At 69.8% G+C, this 19,505-nt stretch carries 20 protein-coding genes and 1 tRNA gene; 5 read left to right on the top strand and 16 right to left on the bottom strand.

The annotated features are described in order from the left end of the window. Window positions 1–24 precede the first annotated feature (24 nt). From CXQ97_RS06100 to CXQ97_RS19395, 3 genes are read right to left on the bottom strand one after another with little or no spacing between them, the layout of a single operon-like run. Complete coding sequence (locus CXQ97_RS06100; RefSeq protein ID WP_104179969.1) at window positions 25–1,662, bottom strand: cation acetate symporter; 1,638 nt, start codon at window positions 1,660–1,662, stop codon at window positions 25–27. Beyond that, window positions 1,659–2,042, bottom strand: coding sequence for a DUF485 domain-containing protein (locus tag CXQ97_RS06105; RefSeq protein WP_104179970.1), 384 nt, complete (start codon window positions 2,040–2,042; stop codon window positions 1,659–1,661). Before CXQ97_RS06105 ends, CXQ97_RS06100 begins: the two co-directional genes overlap by 4 nt. 23 nt (window positions 2,043–2,065) lie before the next feature. Further along, window positions 2,066–2,269 (bottom strand): hypothetical protein, encoded by a 204-nt coding sequence (locus tag CXQ97_RS19395; RefSeq protein WP_146069582.1) that lies wholly within the window; start codon window positions 2,267–2,269, stop codon window positions 2,066–2,068. On the opposite strand from CXQ97_RS19395, the gene CXQ97_RS06110 reads away from it, so the two are divergent. Genes CXQ97_RS06110 through CXQ97_RS06125 form a run of 4 tightly spaced genes read left to right on the top strand, consistent with a single transcriptional unit; the run spans window position 2,268 to window position 6,092 of the window. Beyond that, window positions 2,268–3,455, top strand: coding sequence for a histidine kinase (locus CXQ97_RS06110; RefSeq protein WP_104179971.1), 1,188 nt, complete (start codon window positions 2,268–2,270; stop codon window positions 3,453–3,455). The two genes, CXQ97_RS19395 and CXQ97_RS06110, sit on opposite strands and share 2 nt — an antisense overlap. A 19-nt stretch (window positions 3,456–3,474) precedes the next feature. Further along, a complete protein-coding gene (locus CXQ97_RS06115) occupies window positions 3,475–4,194 on the top strand; it encodes a LytTR family DNA-binding domain-containing protein (protein ID WP_104179972.1) in 720 nt (239 codons plus the stop codon). Window positions 4,195–4,198: 4 nt separating this feature from the next. Next, window positions 4,199–4,600: a DUF485 domain-containing protein gene (locus CXQ97_RS06120; protein ID WP_258062341.1), complete on the top strand. Its 402-nt coding sequence runs from the start codon at window positions 4,199–4,201 to the stop codon at window positions 4,598–4,600. Continuing rightward, entirely contained in the window at window positions 4,593–6,092 is a 1,500-nt protein-coding gene (locus CXQ97_RS06125; RefSeq protein WP_104179973.1) for a cation acetate symporter, read from the top strand. The genes CXQ97_RS06120 and CXQ97_RS06125 overlap by 8 nt, the downstream gene beginning before the upstream one ends. Before the next feature lie 69 nt (window positions 6,093–6,161). On the opposite strand, the gene CXQ97_RS06130 is transcribed toward CXQ97_RS06125, so the two are convergent. The 6 genes from CXQ97_RS06130 to rpsB all read right to left on the bottom strand — a co-directional run bounded on the left by CXQ97_RS06130 (window position 6,162) and on the right by rpsB (window position 11,352). Next, a complete protein-coding gene (locus CXQ97_RS06130; RefSeq protein WP_104179974.1) occupies window positions 6,162–6,740 on the bottom strand; it encodes a DivIVA domain-containing protein in 579 nt (192 codons plus the stop codon). Window positions 6,741–6,815: 75 nt separating this feature from the next. Next, a complete protein-coding gene (locus CXQ97_RS06135; RefSeq protein ID WP_104179975.1) occupies window positions 6,816–7,817 on the bottom strand; it encodes a phosphatidate cytidylyltransferase in 1,002 nt (333 codons plus the stop codon). Continuing rightward, window positions 7,817–8,374: a ribosome recycling factor gene (frr, locus tag CXQ97_RS06140; protein WP_104179976.1), complete on the bottom strand. Its 558-nt coding sequence runs from the start codon at window positions 8,372–8,374 to the stop codon at window positions 7,817–7,819. The genes CXQ97_RS06135 and frr overlap by 1 nt, the downstream gene beginning before the upstream one ends. Before the next feature lie 128 nt (window positions 8,375–8,502). Next, window positions 8,503–9,243 (bottom strand): UMP kinase, encoded by a 741-nt coding sequence (gene pyrH, locus CXQ97_RS06145; protein ID WP_104179977.1) that lies wholly within the window; start codon window positions 9,241–9,243, stop codon window positions 8,503–8,505. 168 nt (window positions 9,244–9,411) lie between these two features. Continuing rightward, window positions 9,412–10,248: a translation elongation factor Ts gene (gene tsf / locus CXQ97_RS06150; RefSeq protein ID WP_104179978.1), complete on the bottom strand. Its 837-nt coding sequence runs from the start codon at window positions 10,246–10,248 to the stop codon at window positions 9,412–9,414. 135 nt (window positions 10,249–10,383) lie between these two features. Next, window positions 10,384–11,352 carry a 30S ribosomal protein S2 gene (rpsB, locus tag CXQ97_RS06155; protein WP_104179979.1) on the bottom strand — a complete coding sequence of 323 codons (969 nt, stop codon included), beginning with the start codon at window positions 11,350–11,352 and terminating at the stop codon, window positions 10,384–10,386. 418 nt (window positions 11,353–11,770) lie between these two features. Between rpsB and CXQ97_RS06160 the strand changes: the two genes are divergently transcribed. Further along, window positions 11,771–12,535, top strand: a complete 765-nt coding sequence (locus CXQ97_RS06160) for a M23 family metallopeptidase (protein WP_104179980.1) — start codon at window positions 11,771–11,773, stop codon at window positions 12,533–12,535. Here CXQ97_RS06160 and CXQ97_RS06165 read toward each other — a convergent pair. From CXQ97_RS06165 to CXQ97_RS06195, 7 genes are all read right to left on the bottom strand, one after another. Then, complete coding sequence (locus CXQ97_RS06165) at window positions 12,532–13,722, bottom strand: acyl-CoA dehydrogenase family protein (RefSeq protein WP_104179981.1); 1,191 nt, start codon at window positions 13,720–13,722, stop codon at window positions 12,532–12,534. The genes CXQ97_RS06160 and CXQ97_RS06165 overlap by 4 nt on opposite strands. A gap of 210 nt (window positions 13,723–13,932) precedes the next feature. Beyond that, window positions 13,933–14,006: transfer RNA gene (locus CXQ97_RS06170), tRNA-Ile, on the bottom strand. 63 nt (window positions 14,007–14,069) lie between these two features. Further along, on the bottom strand, window positions 14,070–15,329 hold the full coding sequence (locus CXQ97_RS06175; protein WP_104179982.1) for a glycosyltransferase: 1,260 nt from the start codon (window positions 15,327–15,329) through the stop codon (window positions 14,070–14,072). Window positions 15,330–15,377: 48 nt separating this feature from the next. Further along, window positions 15,378–16,253 (bottom strand): DMT family transporter, encoded by an 876-nt coding sequence (locus CXQ97_RS06180; RefSeq protein WP_104179983.1) that lies wholly within the window; start codon window positions 16,251–16,253, stop codon window positions 15,378–15,380. Then, entirely contained in the window at window positions 16,241–16,864 is a 624-nt protein-coding gene (locus tag CXQ97_RS06185; protein WP_104179984.1) for a CDP-alcohol phosphatidyltransferase family protein, read from the bottom strand. Before CXQ97_RS06185 ends, CXQ97_RS06180 begins: the two co-directional genes overlap by 13 nt. Window positions 16,865–16,989: 125 nt before the next feature. Then, on the bottom strand, window positions 16,990–17,805 hold the full coding sequence (locus CXQ97_RS06190; protein ID WP_104179985.1) for a phage holin family protein: 816 nt from the start codon (window positions 17,803–17,805) through the stop codon (window positions 16,990–16,992). A 148-nt stretch (window positions 17,806–17,953) separates the two neighbouring features. Next, window positions 17,954–19,387, bottom strand: a complete 1,434-nt coding sequence (locus CXQ97_RS06195) for a sugar porter family MFS transporter (protein ID WP_104179986.1) — start codon at window positions 19,385–19,387, stop codon at window positions 17,954–17,956. Between the last annotated feature and the right edge of the window lie 118 nt (window positions 19,388–19,505).

The following is a 19,505-nucleotide window of genomic DNA, read 5'->3' on the forward strand; positions in this document are numbered from 1 at the left end:
GTTGCAGCCGGGAGGCGGAACGCGTCAGTGGTCGGTGGCCTTCTCGGCACCGACACCGGTGAGCGAGCGGACCTCCATCTCGGCCTGCTTCATCGGGTCCTCCGTGGTCCGCGAGAGGACGGTGCCCAGCCAGCCGAGGAAGAACGCGAGCGGGATGGAGACGATGCCCGGGTTGCTCAGCGGGAACAGGGAGAAGTCGGCGCTCTGGATCATGGACTTCTCACCGCCCGAGACGACGGGCGAGAGCGCGATCAGCAGGATCGCCGAACCGAGGCCCCCGTACATGCTCCAGACCGCGCCCTGGGTGTTGAACTTCCGCCAGAACAGGGAGTAGAGGATGGTCGGCAGGTTGGCGCTGGCCGCCACGGCGAAGGCGAGCGCCACGAGGAATGCGACGTTCTGGCCCTGCGCGCCGATGCCGCCGAGGATCGAGAGCAGGCCGATCACGACGACGGTGCGGCGTGCCACCTTGACCTCGCCGTCGGGGTCCACCTTGCCGCGCCGGATGACGCTCGCGTAGATGTCGTGGGCGAACGAGGCGGCCGCCGTGATGGTCAGACCCGCGACGACCGCGAGGATCGTGGCGAAGGCGACGGCGGAGATGAGTCCGAGCAGGATGGACCCGCCGAGCTCGTAGGCCAGGAGCGGAGCGGCCGAGTTGACGCCGCCGGGAGCGGCGGCGATGCGCTCGGCGCCGATGAGCGCACTCGCGCCGTAGCCGAGCACGAGCGTGAACAGGTAGAACGCGCCGATGAGCCAGATCGCCCAGACCACGGAGCGGCGGGCCTCCTTGGCGGTGGGCACGGTGTAGAAGCGCATGAGCACGTGTGGCAGGGCCGCCGTGCCGAGCACCAGGGCGAGCGCCAGGGAGAGGAAGTCGAGCCGCGTGGTGGCGCTGGCGCCGTACTGCAGGCCCGGGCTCGTGATCGCGGCGTTGCCGGAGGTCTCGATGGCCGCACCGAGCAGTGTGGAGAGGTTGAAGTCGTGCAGGGCCAGCACCCAGACCGTCATGATGAACGCGCCGGCGATCAGCAGGCACGCCTTGATGATCTGCACCCAGGTGGTGCCCTTCATGCCGCCGATCAGCACGTACATGATCATGAGCACGCCGACCACGGTGATGACCACGGACTGGCCCACGCGGTCGTTGATCCCGAGCAGGAGCGAGACGAGGCCGCCTGCGCCCGCCATTTGCGCGAGGAGGTAGAAGAAGCAGACCGCCAGGGTGGTGATGGCCGCGGCGATGCGGACGGGGCGCTGCTTGAGGCGGAAGGACAGGACATCGGCCATGGTGAACTTGCCGGTGTTGCGCAGCAGTTCGGCGACGAGGAGCAGGGCCACGAGCCAGGCGACGAGGAAGCCGATCGAGTACAGGAAGCCGTCGTAGCCGTTGATGGCGATGGCACCGACGATGCCGAGGAAGGACGCTGCGGAGAGGTAGTCGCCCGCGATGGCGGTGCCGTTCTGCCCGCCCGTGAAGGAGCGGCCCGCGGCGTAGTAGTCCGCGGCGGTCTTGTTATTGCGGCTGGCCCGCAGCACGATCACGAGGGTGATCGCGACGAACAGGCCGAAGATGCCGATGTTCAGCAGCGGCGAGCCCACGGTCGTGGCTTCGGCCGTCTGGAGCGGCACGCGGACGGCCGCGCTGGGAAGAGCGATCACTTCTTTCCTCCTGCAGGGTCGATGAAGGCGTCGGGTGCCGCTTCCTCGAGCTCGTGCCGCAGCTGCGCGGCGATCGGGTCGAGGCGCCGGTTGGCGTAGCTGACGTACCACATGGTGATGGCGAAGGTGCTGACGAACTGCAGCAGCCCCAGGATGATGCCGATGTTGATGTTGCCGAAGACCGGCGTGGCCATGAACTCGTGGGCGTAGTCGGCCAGGAGCACGTAGGCGAAGTACCAGAGCAGGAAGAACACTGCCATGGGGAACACGAAACTGCGGTGGCGCTTGCGCAGTTCCTTGAACTGCTCGGTCTGCTGGACTTTGGTGAAGTCCACGGCAGCACCGGAACCGTCTACCGGCCCTACTGGGTGCGAACCCATGGTTCCTCCTTCTTCTCGGGGAGTCACCCGGGCACGGTGCGGCAGGGGACGGCCGCGCGGGAGGGCACGCCGGTGTGACTCCCATCACTGTGCGGGACGACGGCGGCGCGCACCACCTGCACCGCGGGGCGCGTCGCCGAGCGCGCAGCCGGGTGCGCCGAACGGTTGCCCCACGCGACGAACGGCACGGCAGGACCGCCGCGCGGACGGCGATACGCTGAGGGCATGTTCAGCGCCGCCGTCGACACCGCCCTCGTGTGCGCCGTGGCCGTCATCACCCTCGCCGTCGTGGCCTCGCTCGGCTTCCGGCTCTCGCGTTCGTACCGGGACCTCGGGTCCGACGCCGACCGCGCCACCTACGCCACGCTCCACACGGCGGCCCTCGCCTCGGAGCACCTCCGCGAGGGACTCACCCCCGCGGGCGCCTCGAGGGCGAGCCGGCACCTGCGCGGGCTGCTGCGGTGCGACGTACTGATGATCAGCGACGACGCCGGCGTGCTGGCGTGGGAGGGCGGGCGGGGGACACCGCCGGACGTGATGCCGCTCGTGCGGCAGGTCCTCGAGAGCGGCCGCACGCAGATCGTCCGCCGGCAGCGCCTCGACGCCGCGGGGCTCACGGACCTCGGGGAACTCGTCCTCTCCCCGATCCGCGTGGACGACCGCGTGGTGGGGACGGTCGGTGCCTTCGCGGGCGACGTCGACGCCGGCCTCGTGCGGGCCACCAACGAGCTCGCCGGGTGGGTGTCCACGCAGGTGGAGCTCGCGGAACTGGATTCGTCCCGCCGGCTCCTGGCCGAGGCCGAGCTCCGGGCGCTCCGCGCGCAGATCAGCCCCCACTTCATCTACAACTCGCTGAACGCGATCGCGTCCTTCATCAACACCGACCCCGAGCGGGCCCGTGACCTGGTGGTCGAGTTCGCGGACTTCACCCGCTACTCCTTCCGCCGCCACGGCGACTTCACCACGGTGGCCGAGGAGCTGCGCAGCATCGACCGCTATCTCCTGCTCGAACGGGCACGGTTCGGGGACCGCCTCCGGGTGAGCCTCGAGATCGGCCCCGAGGTCCTCAGCACGGTCATCCCGTTCCTCAGCCTCCAGCCCCTCGTCGAGAACGCCGTGCGCCACGGGCTCGACTCGAAGGACGGCATCGGGAACATCACGATCACCGCGCACGACGTCGGACCCTTCGCGGAGGTGACCATCGAGGACGACGGCGTCGGGATCGAGCCCGAGCACCTGCGGTCCGTCCTCGCCGGCCACACGGAGGGCGTGCACGTGGGACTGCGGAACGTCGACTCGCGCCTGCGCCAGGTCTACGGCGACGACCACGGCCTCATCATCGACACGGCGCCGGGCGCCGGCACGCTCATCACCATGCGCGTGCCCAAGTCGCAGCCCGAGCACCAGGCGTAGGACGCGTAACCTAGAAAACATGGTCAATGTCATCATCGCCGACGATGAGCTCCCCGCGGTCGAGGAGCTGGCCTTCCTGCTCGGCAAGGACGCCCGGATCGGCACGATCCACCGTGCGTCCAGCGGCGCGGAGGTGCTGCGGACGCTCGAGCTCCACAGCGTCGACGCCCTGTTCCTCGACATCCACATGCCGTCCCTGTCCGGGCTCGACATCGCCCGGGTGATCTCACGCTTCAGCCGTCCGCCCGCCGTCGTGTTCGTGACCGCCGACGAGGACCGCGCCCTCGAGGCGTTCGAGCTGCGCGCCGTCGACTACCTCCTGAAGCCCGTGCGCACCGCGCGTCTCGCCGAGTCGGTGCGGAGGGTCTGCGAACGCGTGGAAGGCTCCACGGCGGCGCCCGAGGTCATCACGGTGGACCAGGGCGGGGTCAGCAGGATGATCCGGCGCGACGACGTCCGGTACGTGCAGGCCCAGGGCGACTACGCGCGCCTGCACACCGCCGAGGCGAGCTACCTCATCCGCATCCCGCTCAACGACCTCGAGCGGCAGTGGGCCGACGCCGGCTTCCTCCGCACGCACCGCTCCTACCTCGTCTCCATGGACCAGGTACGCCAGGTGCGCATCGGTGCCGGGCGTGCGAGCCTCTTCGTGGGCGACGCCGAGCTGCCGGTCAGCCGCCGGCACCTGCCCGACGTCCGCGAGAAGCTCGAGGCCACGCGCCTCCGCCCGAGCCACTGACCCCGTGGACCAGGGCGTGGACCAGGGCGTGGACGATCAGCCCGTACCGCGCCGCGTGCGCGTCACGGCGCCGAGGACGGCCGCCCGCGCGACCGGTGCATCCTTCCCCGTCGCCCGCGAGATGGCCGAGCAGTCCGAGGTGGGCCAGCTGTTCGTGGCCTCGCTGATCCGGTCGCAGCTTCGCCTGGCCCTCGTCGTCGCGGGCGGCTTCCTGGTCATCCTCATCGGCATACCCGTGCTGCTCGCGCTGTTCCCCGACATCGACGGTGTGACCGTCCTCACCGTGCCGGTGCCGTGGCTGCTGCTCGGCCTCGGCGTCTACCCCCTCGTCATCGGGTGCGCCGTCCTCTACGTGCGCAGTGCCACCCGCAACGAGCGGCGCTTCCAGGACCTCGTCGATGACTGACGTGCTCGACGGCGACCTCCTGCGGCTCAGCCCCGCCATCGGCTACACCGCCCTTCTCCTCGTGGCGCTCAGCACGGTGCTCATCGGTATCTACGGCCTGCGCATCTCGAGGACCACGGGGGACTTCTACGTGGCGTCCCGCACGGTGCGCCCGTGGTGGAACGCGTCGGCCATCGGGGGCGAGTACCTGTCCGCGGCGAGTTTCCTCGGCATCGCCGGGCTCGTCCTCATCTCCGGCGTCGACGCCCTGTGGTTCCCCATCGGCTACACGGCCGGCTACCTCATGCTGCTCCTGTTCGTCGCCGCCCCCCTGCGCCGGTCCGGGGCGTACACCATCCCGGACTTCGCCCAGGCCCGGCTCGACTCCCTCCTCGTACGCCGCGTGACCAGTCTGCTCGTCGTCGTCATCGGCTGGCTGTACATCGTGCCCCAGCTGCACGGCGCGGCCCTGACCGTGCGCATCACCACGGGCCTGCCCTCGTGGGCCGGGCCGCTCGCCGTCGTCGTCGTCGTGTGCCTCAGCGTGGTCACCGGGGGCATGCGCTCCATCACGTTCGTGCAGGCGTTCCAGTACTGGCTGAAGCTGACGGCCCTCGCCGTCCCCGTGGCCTTCATGCTCTTCCACCTCGGTGACACCGGCGGGCCGATCACCGCGGGCGGCAGCGCGTTCACCGCGGACCTCGACACGACGGCCGACGCCTCGCTCTACGGCACCATCTCGCTCGTCATCGCGCTGCTGTTCGGGACGCTCGGACTCCCCCACGTCCTGGTCCGCTTCTACACGAACCCGGATGGTGCGTCGGCCCGCCGGACCACTCTGATCGTCCTCGGCCTGCTGTCCGTGTTCTACCTGTTCCCCACGGTGTACGGGATCCTCGGACGCATCCATACCCCCGAACTCGCGGCGGCGGGGGCAGCCGACGCGACGGTCCTCCTCCTGCCCGGGCGCATCCTGGGGGGCACCGCGGGTGACCTGCTGTCGGCCCTGGTGACGGCCGGCGCGTTCGCCGCGTTCCTCTCGACGACGAGCGGCCTCGTGGTGTCCCTCGCCGGCGTGGTCAGCCAGGAGTTCTTCCAGGGCAGCGTGCGGGGCTTCCGGACGGCGGCGCTGCTGTCCGCGGTGGTCCCCCTCGTCCTCGCCCTGCTGACCGACAGCCTCGCGCTGGCCGGGAGCGTGGGCTCCGTCTTCGCCTTCACGGCCTCCACGATCTGCCCGCTGCTGCTGCTCGGGATCTGGTGGCGGGGACTGACCGACGCGGGCGCCATCGCGGGGATGCTCGCCGGCGCGGTCTCGTGCGGGGGCTCGATCGCCATGACGGCGGCGCTCGGCGCGGGCGCGGGCGAACGCTGGGTCTGGCTCGGCCAGCCGGCCCTGTGGACCGTCCCGACGGCGTTCCTCACCATGGTGCTGGTCTCGCGGGCGACGGCGGGGCGACGGCCCGCGTCGACGTCACGCGTGCTCGCGCGGCTGCACACGCCCGAGCCGCGGTAGCCCCCGCGGGGACGGAGCCTGCCCGGGGGCGGGCGCGTCAGCGGGTCAGCGGGTCAGCGGGTCAGCGGGTCAGTCGATGCCCGCCATGAGTTCCACGACGCTGTCGAGGAAGACGTCGACCTGGTTCTCCTCGTACCCGGCGGCCCCCCGCGCCTCCCGGAACACGGCGCGGCGGACGATGTCGACGCTCATGGGGACCTCGTGCTCGAGATAGCGCAGGAGCTCGTCGCACAGCCGGTCGACGTCTTCGACGTCGTAGCTGGGGGCGTCCTGCTTCGTGGGGCGCCGGAAGCGCTCCCCGGCGGGACGGTGGAGGCGGTTGCGGAGGACGGCGGCCGCGCGGCCGATCTGCCGCAGCCAGGCGTCCTCGCCCTGCGTCCGGATCAGGTGGTCGCGTTCCCGGAGCGCGAAGACGTCCTCGAGCCGGTCCAGCGCCGCATCCACGGCCTGGGGCTCGTAGCCGCCCTTGGCCGGGTCGAATGCCATGGCGCGGACGTCCTTGCTGGTGATGGTGTCCCTGGCGGGGCTGTCCGCGTTGTAGTACCCGCGGGCCTTCGTCAGGAACCGGTCCACCTGACGGGTGTTGTAGCCGAGCTCGGTGCGCCCGACGCGCGCGAACGGGGAACTGCCCGGGCGTGCCACATGCATCGTATTCGTCCTTCTGATGGAACCCTCGTGAGACCTGTGGGAGCCGGCGGCTCCGGGGTGCCCTCTGACCTGCGGTTACAGCAACCCCGGAACCAATGTAGCGGACAGCAGGTACGCCACCGGGGAGGCGAAGACGATCGAGTCGAGGCGGTCCATCACCCCGCCGTGGCCGGGCAGGAGGGTGCCCATGTCCTTCACCCCCAGCTCCCGCTTGATCATCGACTCCGCCAGGTCCCCGGCCGTCGCGGACGCGACGATGGCGACGGCGAGCACGAGGCCGACCCACAGCGGCTGTCCCAGCAGGAAGACCGAGCAGAGCCCTCCGACGACGATCGCCCCGCCGATCGACCCGCCGAACCCCTCCCAGGACTTCTTGGGGCTGATCTTCGGTGCCATGGCGTGCTTGCCGAAGAACGCCCCGATGAGGTACCCGAACGTGTCGTTGGCGACGACGAGGAGCAGCAGCGTCGCGATGACGAGGAACCCGCCCTCCACGCGCATGAGGATCATCGCGAAGCTCAGCATGAACGGCACCCACAGCAGCGTGAACGTCCCGGCCATGAGGCCCTTGCCGGCCTCCGGCGCGGGGTCCACCGAGCGCCAGATGAACAGCGCGAGCACGGAGAGGACGGTGGCGAGGGCGAGCCCCTCGCCGCCGCCGAAGTAGGCGGCGGCGGGGAGGACCAGCGTCCCGGCGAGCGTGGGCGCGAGCGGCGCGTGGATGCGCCGGATCTCGAGGGCCCGGCAGGTCTCCCACACGCCGACGACGGCGAAGAGGGTGACGATGACGACGAAGACGATCGGGAAGAACAGCAACCCCACCAGGGTGGGGATCAGGAGCGCGGCGCCGACGCCGATCGCGGCCGGGAGGTTGCGTCCCGCACGGGACGCCCCCCCGGCCTTCCTGGGCCGACGCCGGAACAGTCCGGAACTCGCCCGCGCCGCCCGCAGCGCCCTGCGCGAGCCGGGTTCCAGGGCGGTCCGCGGCGTGCCGGCCACGGCGACGCCGCGGGCATTGTCTGCCCCGGTGTCGGACCCGGGGGTCCGGTCCGCACCGGGAGGATCGAGGTCAGCCATCAGACCTCGAGCAGCTCTGCTTCCTTGCGCTTCAGCAGCTCGTCGATCAGGTCCACGCGGGACTTCGTGAGTGCGTCGAGTTCCTTCTCGGCGCGCGAACCCTCGTCCTCGCCGGAGTCGCCGTCCTTGACGGCCCTGTCGATGCCGTCCTTCGCCTTGCGGCGGATGTTGCGGATCGAGATCTTGGCGTCCTCGGCCTTCGTCTTCACGAGCTTCACGTATTCCTTGCGGCGCTCCTGCGTCAGCTCGGGAAGGACCACCCGGATGACGTTGCCGTCGTTGGACGGGTTCGCGCCGAGGTCGGAATCGCGCAGCGCCCGCTCGATGTCGTTGAGCACCGTGCGGTCGAAGGGCGTGATGAGCAGCGTGCGGGCCTCGGGGTTCTGGAAGGACGCCAGCTGCTGCAGCGGGGTCGGCGCGCCGTAGTACATCACCACGACCTTGGAGAACAGGGACGCGTTCGCGCGGCCCGTGCGGACCGTGGCGAAATCGTCCTTTGCAACCTCCACGGCCTTGTCCATCTTGTCGGTGGCTTCCAGCAAGGTCTCTTCGATCACAATGTCTCCTTCGCTCCGCAGTCGGCTGCCCGGCAGCCGTTCCAGTGTTCAATCCTAGTTCACGAGGGCGTGCCGTCCCGGCGCGGAGGGGCGCAGCCGCCCGCCCGGTGCGGGACCTCGCAGGCCGGTCAGGCGGTGACGACGGTGCCGAGCTTCTCGCCGCGGATGGCGCGGGTGACATTGCCCTCGCCCTCCATGCCGAACACCACCATGGTCAGGTTGTTGTCCTTGCACATGGTCATGGCGGTCTGGTCCATCACCCGGATGTCGCGGCGGAGGGCCTCGTCGTAGGACAGCGTGTCGAGCTTCTCCGCGGTCGGGTCCTTGTGCGGGTCCGCGGTGTAGACGCCGTCCACGCCGCTCTTCGCCATCAGGACCTCGTCGGCGTGCACCTCCAGGGCACGCTGGGCCGCGACCGTGTCGGTCGAGAAGTACGGGAGGCCGGCACCGGCGCCGAAGATGACCACGCGCCCCTTCTCGAGGTGGCGGATGGCGCGGCGGGGGATGTACGCCTCGGCGACCTGCCCCATGGTGATGGCGCTCTGCACGCGGGTCTCGACGCCTGCCTGCTCGAGGAAGTCCTGCAGCGCGAGGCAGTTCATCACGGTGCCCAGCATGCCCATGTAGTCGGCGCGGGAGCGGTCCATGCCGCTCTGGGACAGTTCGGCGCCGCGGAAGAAGTTGCCGCCGCCGACCACGATGGCCACCTCGACGTCGCCCACGGTCGCCGCGATCTGCTTCGAGACGGAGCGGACGGTCTCGGGATCGACGCCCAGCTTGCCGCCCCCGAAGACTTCGCCGGAGAGCTTGAGGAGGACCCGGCGCCGGCGGCCGGAACCCTCCGTCGCAGCAGTCGAAGTGGTGTCCATGAGGTGCCTCCCGGGCGTAGAACTGGGGGCCGTCCGGAGCGGACGGCCGGTGGTGCGAGCGGTGGGGATGTTGCCGGACCCGTTACAGGATACGGTGCGCCTCCCGGGCGCAGGAAAGGGCGGCCACCTTGCCGGCGGCCGCCCCCTGCTGTGGATCCGAGCCGGCGCCTAGGCTCCGACGCGGAACCGGGCGAAGGCCGTGGCCTTGACGCCGGCATCGGCGAGGACCGTGGCGACGGACTTCTTGGCGTCCTTGGCGAATGCCTGGTCGACCAGCACACCCTCCTTGAAGAAGCCGGTGAGGCGTCCCTCGACGATCTTCGCCAGGGCCTGCTCGGGCTTGCCCTCGGCGCGGGCGGTCTCGTCGGCGATGCGGCGCTCCGACTCGACGAGCTCGGCGGGGACGTCCTCGCGGGTCAGGTAGGTGGGCGAGTACGCGGCGATGTGCACGGCGACGTCGTGTGCGGCCTCGGTGGCGGCGTCACCGGCACCCTCGACGGCGAACAGCACGCCGACCTGGGCGGGGAGGTCCTTGGAGGTCTTGTGCAGGTAGGCGTCGACGATCTGGCCCTCGACGCGCGCGATGCGACGGATGTCGACCTTCTCGCCGAGGAGCGCGCCGGCTTCAATGACGTGTTCGGAGACGGGCTTGCCCTCGAGTTCGAACGCGAGCAGGCTCTCGACGTCGGCAGCGCCGGAGGCGAGGGCGGCGGCGAGCACCTTGTTGGAGAACTCGATGAACGGGCCGGCCTTCGCGACGAAGTCGGTCTCGCAGTTGACCTCGACCATGACGCCGACGGTCCCCTCGACGCGTGCGGCGACGAGGCCCTCGGCGGTCGAACGGCCTTCGCGCTTCGTCGCGCCCTTCAGGCCCTTGATGCGGATCAGTTCCAGGGCCTTGTCGGCGTCGCCGTTGGCTTCGTCGAGGGCCTTCTTGACGTCCATCATGCCGGCGCCCGTGCGCTCGCGCAGGGCCTTGATGTCAGCGGCAGTGAAATTTGCCATACGAACTCCTCAGTTGATGTTGATCTAGGACGAGCATCCACGGGTCGCTGCCCGCGGTGGAGGCGTTCCGCGGTGGACATCCGCGGAACATGCGTAAGGGGCGTGGTTTCACCCACACCCCTTACGCACTGGGAACTACTTGGTGTCGCTGGCGGCTTCCGTGGCGGGAGCTACTGCCTCGGGGACTTCCTCGGCGATCGGAGCCTGCAGGCCTGCAGGTGCCTCGTCGGCCGCGGGGGCCTCGGGAGCGGTCTCGACCTCGGGAGCGGACTCGGCGGCGGGAGCCGCCTCGGCAGCGGGTGCCGCGGCCTCGGGTGCTTCTGCAGCGGCGTCGGAGGTGCCCTGGAGGAGCTCGCGCTCCCACTCGGCCATGGGCTCGTCGGCTGCTGCGGAGTCGTTGTTGCCCGAGCGGTTGTGGCGGGCGATGAGGCCCTCCGCCACGGCATCGGCGACGACGCGGGTGAGCAGGTTGACGGCGCGGATGGCGTCGTCGTTGCCCGGGATCGGGAAGTCGACCTCGTCGGGGTCGCAGTTCGTGTCGAGGATCGCGACGACGGGGATGCCCAGCTTCTTCGCCTCGTCGATGGCGAGGTGTTCCTTCTTGGTGTCGACGACCCACACGACCGAGGGGGCCTTGGTCAGGTTGCGGATACCACCGAGGTTGCTCTGGAGCTTGGTGAGCTCACGCTTGAGGAGCAGGAGCTCCTTCTTGGTGTGGCCCGAACCGGCGACGTCGTCGAAGTCGATCTCTTCGAGTTCCTTCATGCGCTGGATGCGCTTGGACACCGTCTGGAAGTTGGTGAGCATGCCACCGAGCCAGCGCTGGTTGACGTAGGGCTGGCCGACGCGCGTCGCCTGGTCGGCGATCGCTTCCTGGGCCTGCTTCTTGGTACCGACGAAGAGGACGGTTCCGCCGTGGGCGACGGTGGCCTTGACGAACTCGTACGCGCGGTCGATGTAGGACAGCGACTGCTGGAGGTCGATGATGTAGATGCCGTTGCGCTCGGTGAAGATGAAGCGCTTCATCTTCGGGTTCCAACGGCGGGTCTGGTGACCGAAGTGGACGCCGCTGTCGAGCAGCTGGCGCATGGTTACGACTGGCATGTTCTGCCTTTCTTCAGCCTCGGCTTTGGCGCAGTGCGCTGCCTGAAGCTTGTTGACGGTTATCTCGGTACCGGCCGGGGTGGCCGGTACGTCCTGGTGCCCGGTCGTCGTCGGACGTCCCCTCCCGTACCGGAATTCACCGGACCGTGGGGAGGGCACTTCGGCGTCTTTCGGGGACGCTGAATCGCGGGCACGCGTAGTCAGCCTGAGGATCCCGGCCGCGTCCGTGCCGTGGGCACGGGGAGGAGGGAGCAGCAGACTGCTCGGTCAAGTGTACTACAGCGGCAGTGCCGGACCCGCAGGGCGACGGCCGCTCGGAGAGCGGCGCGGCGCTGTCGCCGGACTCGCTGGTCCCGTCGTTGTCCACATGGCGTCGCTCGCCTGCGTGCCCGGTCCGGCGGTTGGGCAGGATGGCCGCATGGCTTCCCACGCACCGCCCCGCTCGCCCCCGGAGGACAGGGCCCACCCCGGCCGGCGGTCCCCGACGCGCCGCAGGTCCTCCCGACGCGGTCTCCCTGGAAGGGTGCTGCTGGTCGTGCTGCTGATCGTGCTCCTGACCGCCGCGGGTTCGGGCGGTACGGCGGTGAGCAGCCCACCTCCGCCGTACGGGCCGGACATCGGTGGACGGGTGGCGGGCGGACGGCCGGCGGGTGGGCCGGAGACAGGCGGGGCGGAGACAGGCGGGGCGGAGACCGGAACCGCGCGGGCCCGGGCGGCCTTCGTCCCGGAGTGGGCCTGGCCGCTTGCGCCGATCCCGGCGGTCCTGCGTCCGTTCGAGAAGCCTGCGCAGAGATGGCAGCGGGGGCACCGTGGCGTGGACCTGGCTGCCGGTGGGGCCGCTGCGGGCCGGGCACCGGCCGTCCTGAGCCCTGGCGACGGCCTGGTGTCCTTCGCCGGCACGGTGGTGGACCGGGGTGTGCTCTCGATCGACCACGGCGAGGGACGGATCAGCAGCTTCGAACCGGTCACGACGCAGCTGGTCCGGGGACAGCGCGTCGGCCGGGGCGAGGTCGTGGCGACGCTCGACGGAGGGGGCGACGGCGGGGGCGACGGTCCGCGGCGCCACTGTCCGGCGGCATGCCTGCACTGGGGGGTGCGGGTGGACGGTGAGTACGTGGACCCGCTGTGGTTCGTCCTGGACCGGCGCCCGTCGGTCCTCCTGCCGCTCGGCGACCGGGGCTAGACGAAGGCCGCGATCCCCGTGATCGACCTGCCGGCCACGAGCGTGTTGATCTCCTGCGTTCCCTCGTAGGAGTAGACGGCTTCGGCGTCGGAGAAGATCTTGGCCATCTCGTAGTCCACCACGATCCCGTTGCCGCCGAGGATGTTGCGCCCTGCCGCGACGCTCTCGCGCATGCGGGCGGTGGTGAAGGCCTTGGCGAGGGCGGACTGCTCGTCCTTCGCCTTGCCCGCGTCCTCGAGCTGGGAGAGGCGCACCATCATGCCCATGGAGCTCATCGCGTTGCCGAGGATCTGGACGAGCTGCTGCTGGATGAGCTGGAAGCTCGCGATCGGCCGGCCGAACTGCTCGCGCTCCACCGCGTAGCGGCGTGCGACGTCGAACGCGGCGAGCTGCTGGCCCACGGCCTGCCACCCGACGGAGAGCCGCGTGACCTTGAGGACCTTGTTGGTGTCCCTGAAGCTGTTCGCGCCCTTGAGGTGGTGGTCGTCGGACACGACGACGTCGTCGAGGACGATGTCGGCGTTCTCCACCGTGCGCAGGGCGATCTTGTTCTCGATCTTCGTCGACGAGAAGCCGGGCGTGGCGGTGTCGACCATGAAGCCCTTGACCTGGTTGTCCTCGAGGTCCCGCGCGAAGATGACCACCCAGTCGGAGAACGTCGCGTTGCCGATCCAGCGCTTGGCGCCGTTGAGGACCCACGAGTTGCCGTCGCGACGCGCGGTGGTCCGGGTGCCGCCGGCGACGTCGGAGCCCCCGAGCGGCTCGGTGAGGCCGAAGGCGCCGATCTTCTTCATCGCGTAGATGTCCGGCAGCCACTCGTCCTGCTGCTCCTTCGAGGCGAGTGCCTCGATGGACCCGGTGAAGAGCCCGTCGTGGACACCCATGAAGGTGGCGATGGAGGTGTCCGCGCGGGTGAACTCGGCGTGGGTGATCCCGGCGAAGAGGTTCGAGTAGCCCTGGCGGCGGACGGGACTCATGGGATCCAGTTCGGCGAGCCTGGGGATGAGGTCCTGGGGAAAGACGCCCTTGTTCCACCAGTCGACAGCGTTCGGACGGACCTCACGGGTCAGCCAGGCGCGGATCTCCTCGAGCCGGGAGCGCTCCTTGTCGGACATCAGCTCCTCGAACGCGAGGAAGTCGCCGTCGGCGTAGGGCAGATTGTTCACATCGATCGACGTCTTGCTCATCGGAATTCCTTCGCCCCGGTCGTCGGCGACCGGAATCTCACTCGAACAGGTGGGCCATGCGGCGGGCGCTTCCAGCGCTCAGGACAACATGTTACCCGCGGGTAACTTAGGGCGCCAGTGGCAGGGACGGGACGCACCGGGACAAGGCGCCGCTTAAGCAGGACCGCGCCACCTCGAGGAGGTGGCGCGGTCCGGACGATCGGCGGGAAGTAGGGCTGCTGGGGCTTGAACCCAGGACAAACGGATTATGAGTCCGCTGCTCTAACCAGCTGAGCTACAGCCCCGAGGAGGGTGGCTCCCCCGACGCCCCGGCTCCGGAGTGCTCCTCCGGGCGCCGGGCGCAGGTCCTATTGTATGCGGGTCGGCCGGTCCGCCCCGCTGCCTGCCGGGGCGGCGTGAACGCCGTCCTCGTCCGCCGCCGCCGCCGGGGACAGGGTCCCGTAGTACAGGCCCTCGAAGGTCTCGAGGGTCGTGTTGATGTCGTGCCTGCCCACCATCGTCCGGCTGGCGGCGCCCATCGCCCGCTGGTCCTCGCCCGACAGCTCGAGGATCTGGGTGATCCGGGCACCCAGCTCCTCGGAATCGCCCGGCGTGAACAGGTAGCCGTTCTCGCCGTCGGACACTAGGTGCGGCAGGGCCATGGCGTTGGCCAGCAGCACGGGCGTCGAGGCGGACATGGCTTCGAGGGTGACGAGCGACTGCAGTTCGGCGGTTCCCGGCTGGCAGAACAGGGAGGCGCGGATGTAGCTCCTGCGCAGTTCGTCGTCGTCGATGAGGCCGCGGAAGGTGACGCGGTCGGCGATGCCGAGGCGCGCGGCCTGGGCCTGCAGGGCGGGCTTCACCTCTCCGCCCCCGACGATCTCGAGGTGGACGCGCAGGTGCTCGGGGGTCCTGGCAACGGCGTCGATGAGCACGTCCACGTGCTTCTCCTCGGCGAGGCGTCCCACGAACAGGACCGTGGGGTGCTCGTAGGGTTCGATGACCTCGCCCGGCTGTACCTCGTAGGCCGCGGAGTCGATCCCGTTGGACACGGGCATCACGTCGGTCAGGAAGGCGTGGTCGCGCATGGCCTTCGCGGCGAGCGGCGTGGGCGTCGTGACGGCGGCCGCCTTGCCCATCACCTTGCCCATGTCCCTCCAGGAGTTCCTGGCGACGACCTTCTTGAACCAGTCGGGGAACGGGAGGAAGGGGTTGATGTTCTCGGGCATGAAGTGGTTGGTGGCGACCACCCGGATGCCGCGGCGGACGGCTTCGTACAGCGTGTACTCCCCCACCATGTAGTGGCACTGGATGTGGACGACGTCGGGCTGCACCTGGTCGAACAGCAGGCTGATGTCGCGCCGGATTTCCCACGGGTAGCAGATGCGCCAGTAGTCGTGGGTCGGCACGCTGTGGGAGCGGAGGCGGTGCACCGTCCAGTCACCCCCGGGTTCGGTGAAGCTCCTGCCGTTGGCGGAGCCCGGCGCGAGGACGTGGACGTCGTGCCCGCGCCCGTTCATACCCTTGGCCAGCCGGTACCCGAACTGGGCCGCCCCGTTCACGTTGGGCGGATAGGTGTCCGCGGCGATCAGGATGGTCAGGGGCTTGGAATCAGCCGGGTAGCTCACGCGTGGATCCCTACGTCGGTGTGCTGGACGGAACTGGAGCGGGTCGTGTCAGCGCTGCCTCTTCACCACGTCGGGGTGATGGCGCGACAGGGCGACGACCCCAACAATAGCAACGAGTGCGGCCGCGCCCATGCCCAGCGCGGTCACGGTCCGCACGTCGGGCTGGAGTTCGTCGAGGATGGTGATGCCCACCGCGATGCCCACGATCGGGTCGATGACGGTGAGGCCGGCGATGACGAGATCCGGCGGGCCGGTGGCGTAGGCGCTCTGCACGAACCAGGACCCGAGGGCTACGGCGGCGACGAGGGCGACGAGGGTCAGGACGGGGACGTTCAGCAGGAAGCGGCCGTTCGGGTCGAGCAGGTGGCCCGCGATGATCTTCGTCAGGACGGCGACGAAGCCGAAGAGGACCCCGGCGCCCAGGATGTAGGCGAAGGCGTTGAGGCGGTGCCGGCCGAACACGGCCAGGGACCCGAAGAGCACGATCGCGGCGCCGAGCAGGAGCACCACCGAGAGCTCCTGGGCAGGATCGACGGCGTGGTTCTCCCGGGTGACGTTCACCGCGAGGATCACGAAGAGTGCGCTGCCCGCGACGCAGGCGGTGATCGCGGCCACGGTGGGCCGGTTGATCCGGATGCCCTGGTCGCGCGAGTTGACGATCGTGGTGATCACCAGCGCGATCGCGCCGATGGGCTGCACGACCGTCAGGCTCGCCAGCGACAGGGCGACGACGTTCAGGGCGGTCCCCGCCCCGAGCAGGAACAGCCCGAACAGCCACCGTGGGTTGGCGAGCAGTCGGGAGAAGCCCGATGAGGACAGGGACAATCCGCCGGTGTTGGCCCGCACGGCGCTGCCCTGGCGCTGCGCTCCGAACGCGAGGAAGACGGCGCCCAGCAGCGCCAACGCGATGGCTAGGGCCGGCACGACTGCTGCTCGGCCCGCTCCAGCCGGTACTTGAGGTGCGCCGCCCTGAAGTAGGCGGTGAATGCGACGAGGTGCAGCGCGCATCCGGCGGCGAGGAGCCCCTGGGCGACGGCGAGGATCCAGTCCTGGCCGAAGCCCTCGACCCGGTGCAGCAGGAGCAGCGGCGCTCCGACGAGCAGGAGTGCGGTCCGGATCTTGCCGACGGTGACGACGGGCAGGTGCAGGGGGCCACGGAAGAGGACCAGCGCATTGACGATGAGGATGATGTCCGGGACGACGATGGCCCACACGAACCAGGCGGGGGTGAAGCCGTTGACCACGAAGACGACGGCCACCACGATCATGGCGGTGCGGTCGGCCAGCGGGTCGAGCCACTTCCCCACGGTCGACACCTGGTGGAACCGTCGGGCCACGAAACCGTCCACCCAGTCGGTGGAACCGACGACCACGAGGACGAGGACCGCGGCGCCGTACCGCTGCTGCGCGATGAACCAGACGAACAGCGGGACGCCGAGGAACCTGACGATCGTGATGAGGTTCGGCAGCGTCCACGCGGTCGCGAGTACGGCACCCTCGCTACCGCTCCGTGCTCCCGCCCTGATCGATCCCATCGCCCGTACCTCCCCACCCCATTATGCAGGCGGACGGCCGCTCCTCCGGAACGTCCGCAGCGGGCTGCGGAACGGGGTCACGGACGAACGGCCGCCGGCACTGCGGGTCCTGCGTGCCGCGGGCCCTACTTGCTGAGGAGGCGGCGCAGCATCACGAGCATCGCGGCCACCGACGCGGCGAGGACGCTCAGGGGCTTCCACCGGTCCGCCACGGTCGTGTTGAGGGGGACGTCGCGCCGGACGGCGACCGCGGCGACCCGCGGGCCCTTGGTGCCGTCCGCCGGGGACGCACCCTGCGGTCCACCTGCGGAGCGGTGCCGGGCCTTGCCGAGACGCGCCTTGACGTCCGCGCGGGCACCGAGCGAATCCCTCGCCTCGGCGATGTGCGTGCGGCGCTCCCCGGACCGGCCGCGCAGCTCCTCGTACGAGGGCGTGGGCTCCTTCGGCTTCGTGTCCTTCGCGGCGTCGTCCTTGGCGTCCTTGTCCTGCTTCGGCTTCTTCACGTCGAGCGTCGCAGGGTCGAAGCTGCGGCCCTCCTTCAGCACCCCGAGGTCGTAGCGGATGCCGCGGATCGCGTCCTCGGGCAGGAGGGGCAGCTGCTTCTTGAGGCGCGAGACGCCGATCAGTGCGAGGATGCCGGCGATCACGAGGAAGAGCAGGGCGACCAGCAGGGCCGCCAGCCAGGCCGGCATCACCTCCGCGAGTCCCATGATGGCGGCGACGACGAGGGCCACGGCGAAGAACAGCACGAAGACCAGCGCGACGACGAGGAAGGCCGCGGCTATCCCGGCCTTGATCCCCTTCTGCTTCATCTGCTGGACGGCGATCGAGAATTCGTCGCTGACCTGCCGCGGCGTCAGCCGCGCGAGGAGCCTGATGAGTCCCAACAGCGAGAGCGAGCCCGTGGACCGCTTGCCGCGCGTACTAGCCGAGCTGTTCATAGGCCCTGCCTCCATTCGTGAGTGTGTTGCTGGACATTCGCTGAACCAAAATTACCACCGGGCGCGCGCCCGGATTCCGCGCGGCGGTCGCCGTGGGCAGAAGGGGCCGTGAGGGGCCCGGATGGGGTAGGGCGTCGGCCCGTGATCCTCACGCGGGGGTGAGCTCTGCGTTGTCCTCGAGGTCCTTGCCGGTGAACTCGGGGAGCCGGGTGCGGACGAAGATGAAGGACAGGACGGCGAAGACCGTGAACGCCGCGTACATGATCCAGAGGCCGAGGTTCTCGCTCACCCATGGGAAGGTCAGGGTGACGATGAAGTTGAACACCCAGTTCACCATCGTGGCGACGCCGAGGGCGATCGAGCGGATGCGGTTGGGGAACATCTCGCCGAGGGTCACCCACATGACCGGACCCCAGGTCGCGGCGAAGAAGATGACGAAGAGGTTCGCGCCGACGAGCGCGACGGGCCCCCAGGCGCCGGGCAGTGAGAGCTCCTCGCCGGAGCCGTCGGCCTGCAGGAAGGCGAGCGTCGCGGCGAGGAGGCCGACGGCCATGCCGACGGATCCGATGAGGAGCAGCCTGCGACGCCCCACGCGGTCGACGAAGAAGATGGCGACGAAGGTCATCGCAACGTTGATGACCGAGGTGATCACCGACGTCGTGAACGAATCGCTCTCGCTGAAGCCGACGGACTTCCACAGGGTGGTGGAGTAGTAGAAGATCGCGTTGATCCCGACCAGCTGCTGCAGTGCGGCGATCGCCATGCCGACCCACAGGATGGGCTGCAGTCCGAAGGCCGGTCCTCGCAGGTCGCGGTCGCTCGCCCGCTCCTCGCGCTCGAAGCTCTCCCGGATCTGGCCGATCTTGCCCTCGGTGTCGCTCACGCCGGAGACGCGCGAGAGCACGCGTGCGGCCTCGGCGTCGCGGCCCGCCCGGATGAGGAACTGCGGGGACTCGGGGATGATGAGGGCTAGGATCCCGTAGACGACCGCGGGGATCACCCCGACCAGGAGCATCCAGCGCCACGCGGCGAGGCCCCACCAGAAGTCGCCGTCCGCGCCGCCGGCGGCGTTGGCGAGCGAGGCGTCCGAGAGCAGGGCGGCGAAGATGCCGACCGTGATGGCCAGCTGCTGGACGGAGGCGAGTCCGCCCCGCCACTTCGACGGCGCGATCTCCGCGATGTAGCCGGGGACGATGACGGAGGCGATGCCGATGGCGAGGCCGCCGACCAGCCGCCAGGCCATGAGGTCCCACTCGGAGAAGGCGTAGGCCGATCCCGCGGAGTTGACGGCGAACAGGAAGGCCGCCGCGACCATGACCTTCTTCCGGCCCCACCGGTCGGCGAACCCGCCGGCGAACCAGGCGCCGGCCGCGCACCCGAGCAGGGTGATGGCGACGGTGAAGCCGAGGACGCTCGGGCTCAGGTCGAACTCGCCCTGGATGGAGTCCACCGCCCCGTTGATGACGGCGGTGTCGAACCCGAACAGGAGACCTCCGACGGCTGCTGCGACGGTGATGGCGATGACCCGTGCGAGGTGTTTCGGTGACTGCTCTGCCTCAGCTTCGGTGCCGTTCCCGCTCATGTTCCGTTCTCCCTGCTCGTTCCGTGTCTCCTCACCCTACGTCAACCCGAAGCATGCTTAGCAGCGGGCTCCGCCTCCCCCTCAGCGGCTGCCCGTCCGCCCGGAGGGTTGACGAGGG

It is taken from the genome of Arthrobacter sp. B0490 (genome assembly GCF_002929355.1).
Classification (GTDB): Bacteria; Actinomycetota; Actinomycetes; order Actinomycetales; family Micrococcaceae; genus Arthrobacter_D.

Coding starts and splice junctions, on each gene's coding strand:
- CXQ97_RS06190 (WP_104179985.1), bottom strand. CDS start 17,805: ATGAACAGCTCGGCTAGTACGCGCGGCAAGCGGTCCACGGGCTCGCTC.
- CXQ97_RS06185 (WP_104179984.1), bottom strand. CDS start 16,864: ATGGGATCGATCAGGGCGGGAGCACGGAGCGGTAGCGAGGGTGCCGTA.
- CXQ97_RS19395 (WP_146069582.1), bottom strand. CDS start 2,269: ATGCCCTCAGCGTATCGCCGTCCGCGCGGCGGTCCTGCCGTGCCGTTC.
- pyrH (WP_104179977.1), bottom strand. CDS start 9,243: ATGGACACCACTTCGACTGCTGCGACGGAGGGTTCCGGCCGCCGGCGC.
- CXQ97_RS06110 (WP_104179971.1), top strand. CDS start 2,268: ATGTTCAGCGCCGCCGTCGACACCGCCCTCGTGTGCGCCGTGGCCGTC.
- CXQ97_RS06115 (WP_104179972.1), top strand. CDS start 3,475: ATGGTCAATGTCATCATCGCCGACGATGAGCTCCCCGCGGTCGAGGAG.
- tsf (WP_104179978.1), bottom strand. CDS start 10,248: ATGGCAAATTTCACTGCCGCTGACATCAAGGCCCTGCGCGAGCGCACG.
- CXQ97_RS06135 (WP_104179975.1), bottom strand. CDS start 7,817: ATGGCTGACCTCGATCCTCCCGGTGCGGACCGGACCCCCGGGTCCGAC.
- rpsB (WP_104179979.1), bottom strand. CDS start 11,352: ATGCCAGTCGTAACCATGCGCCAGCTGCTCGACAGCGGCGTCCACTTC.
- CXQ97_RS06130 (WP_104179974.1), bottom strand. CDS start 6,740: ATGCATGTGGCACGCCCGGGCAGTTCCCCGTTCGCGCGCGTCGGGCGC.
- CXQ97_RS06195 (WP_104179986.1), bottom strand. CDS start 19,387: ATGAGCGGGAACGGCACCGAAGCTGAGGCAGAGCAGTCACCGAAACAC.
- CXQ97_RS06165 (WP_104179981.1), bottom strand. CDS start 13,722: ATGAGCAAGACGTCGATCGATGTGAACAATCTGCCCTACGCCGACGGC.
- CXQ97_RS06125 (WP_104179973.1), top strand. CDS start 4,593: ATGACTGACGTGCTCGACGGCGACCTCCTGCGGCTCAGCCCCGCCATC.
- CXQ97_RS06105 (WP_104179970.1), bottom strand. CDS start 2,042: ATGGGTTCGCACCCAGTAGGGCCGGTAGACGGTTCCGGTGCTGCCGTG.
- CXQ97_RS06160 (WP_104179980.1), top strand. CDS start 11,771: ATGGCTTCCCACGCACCGCCCCGCTCGCCCCCGGAGGACAGGGCCCAC.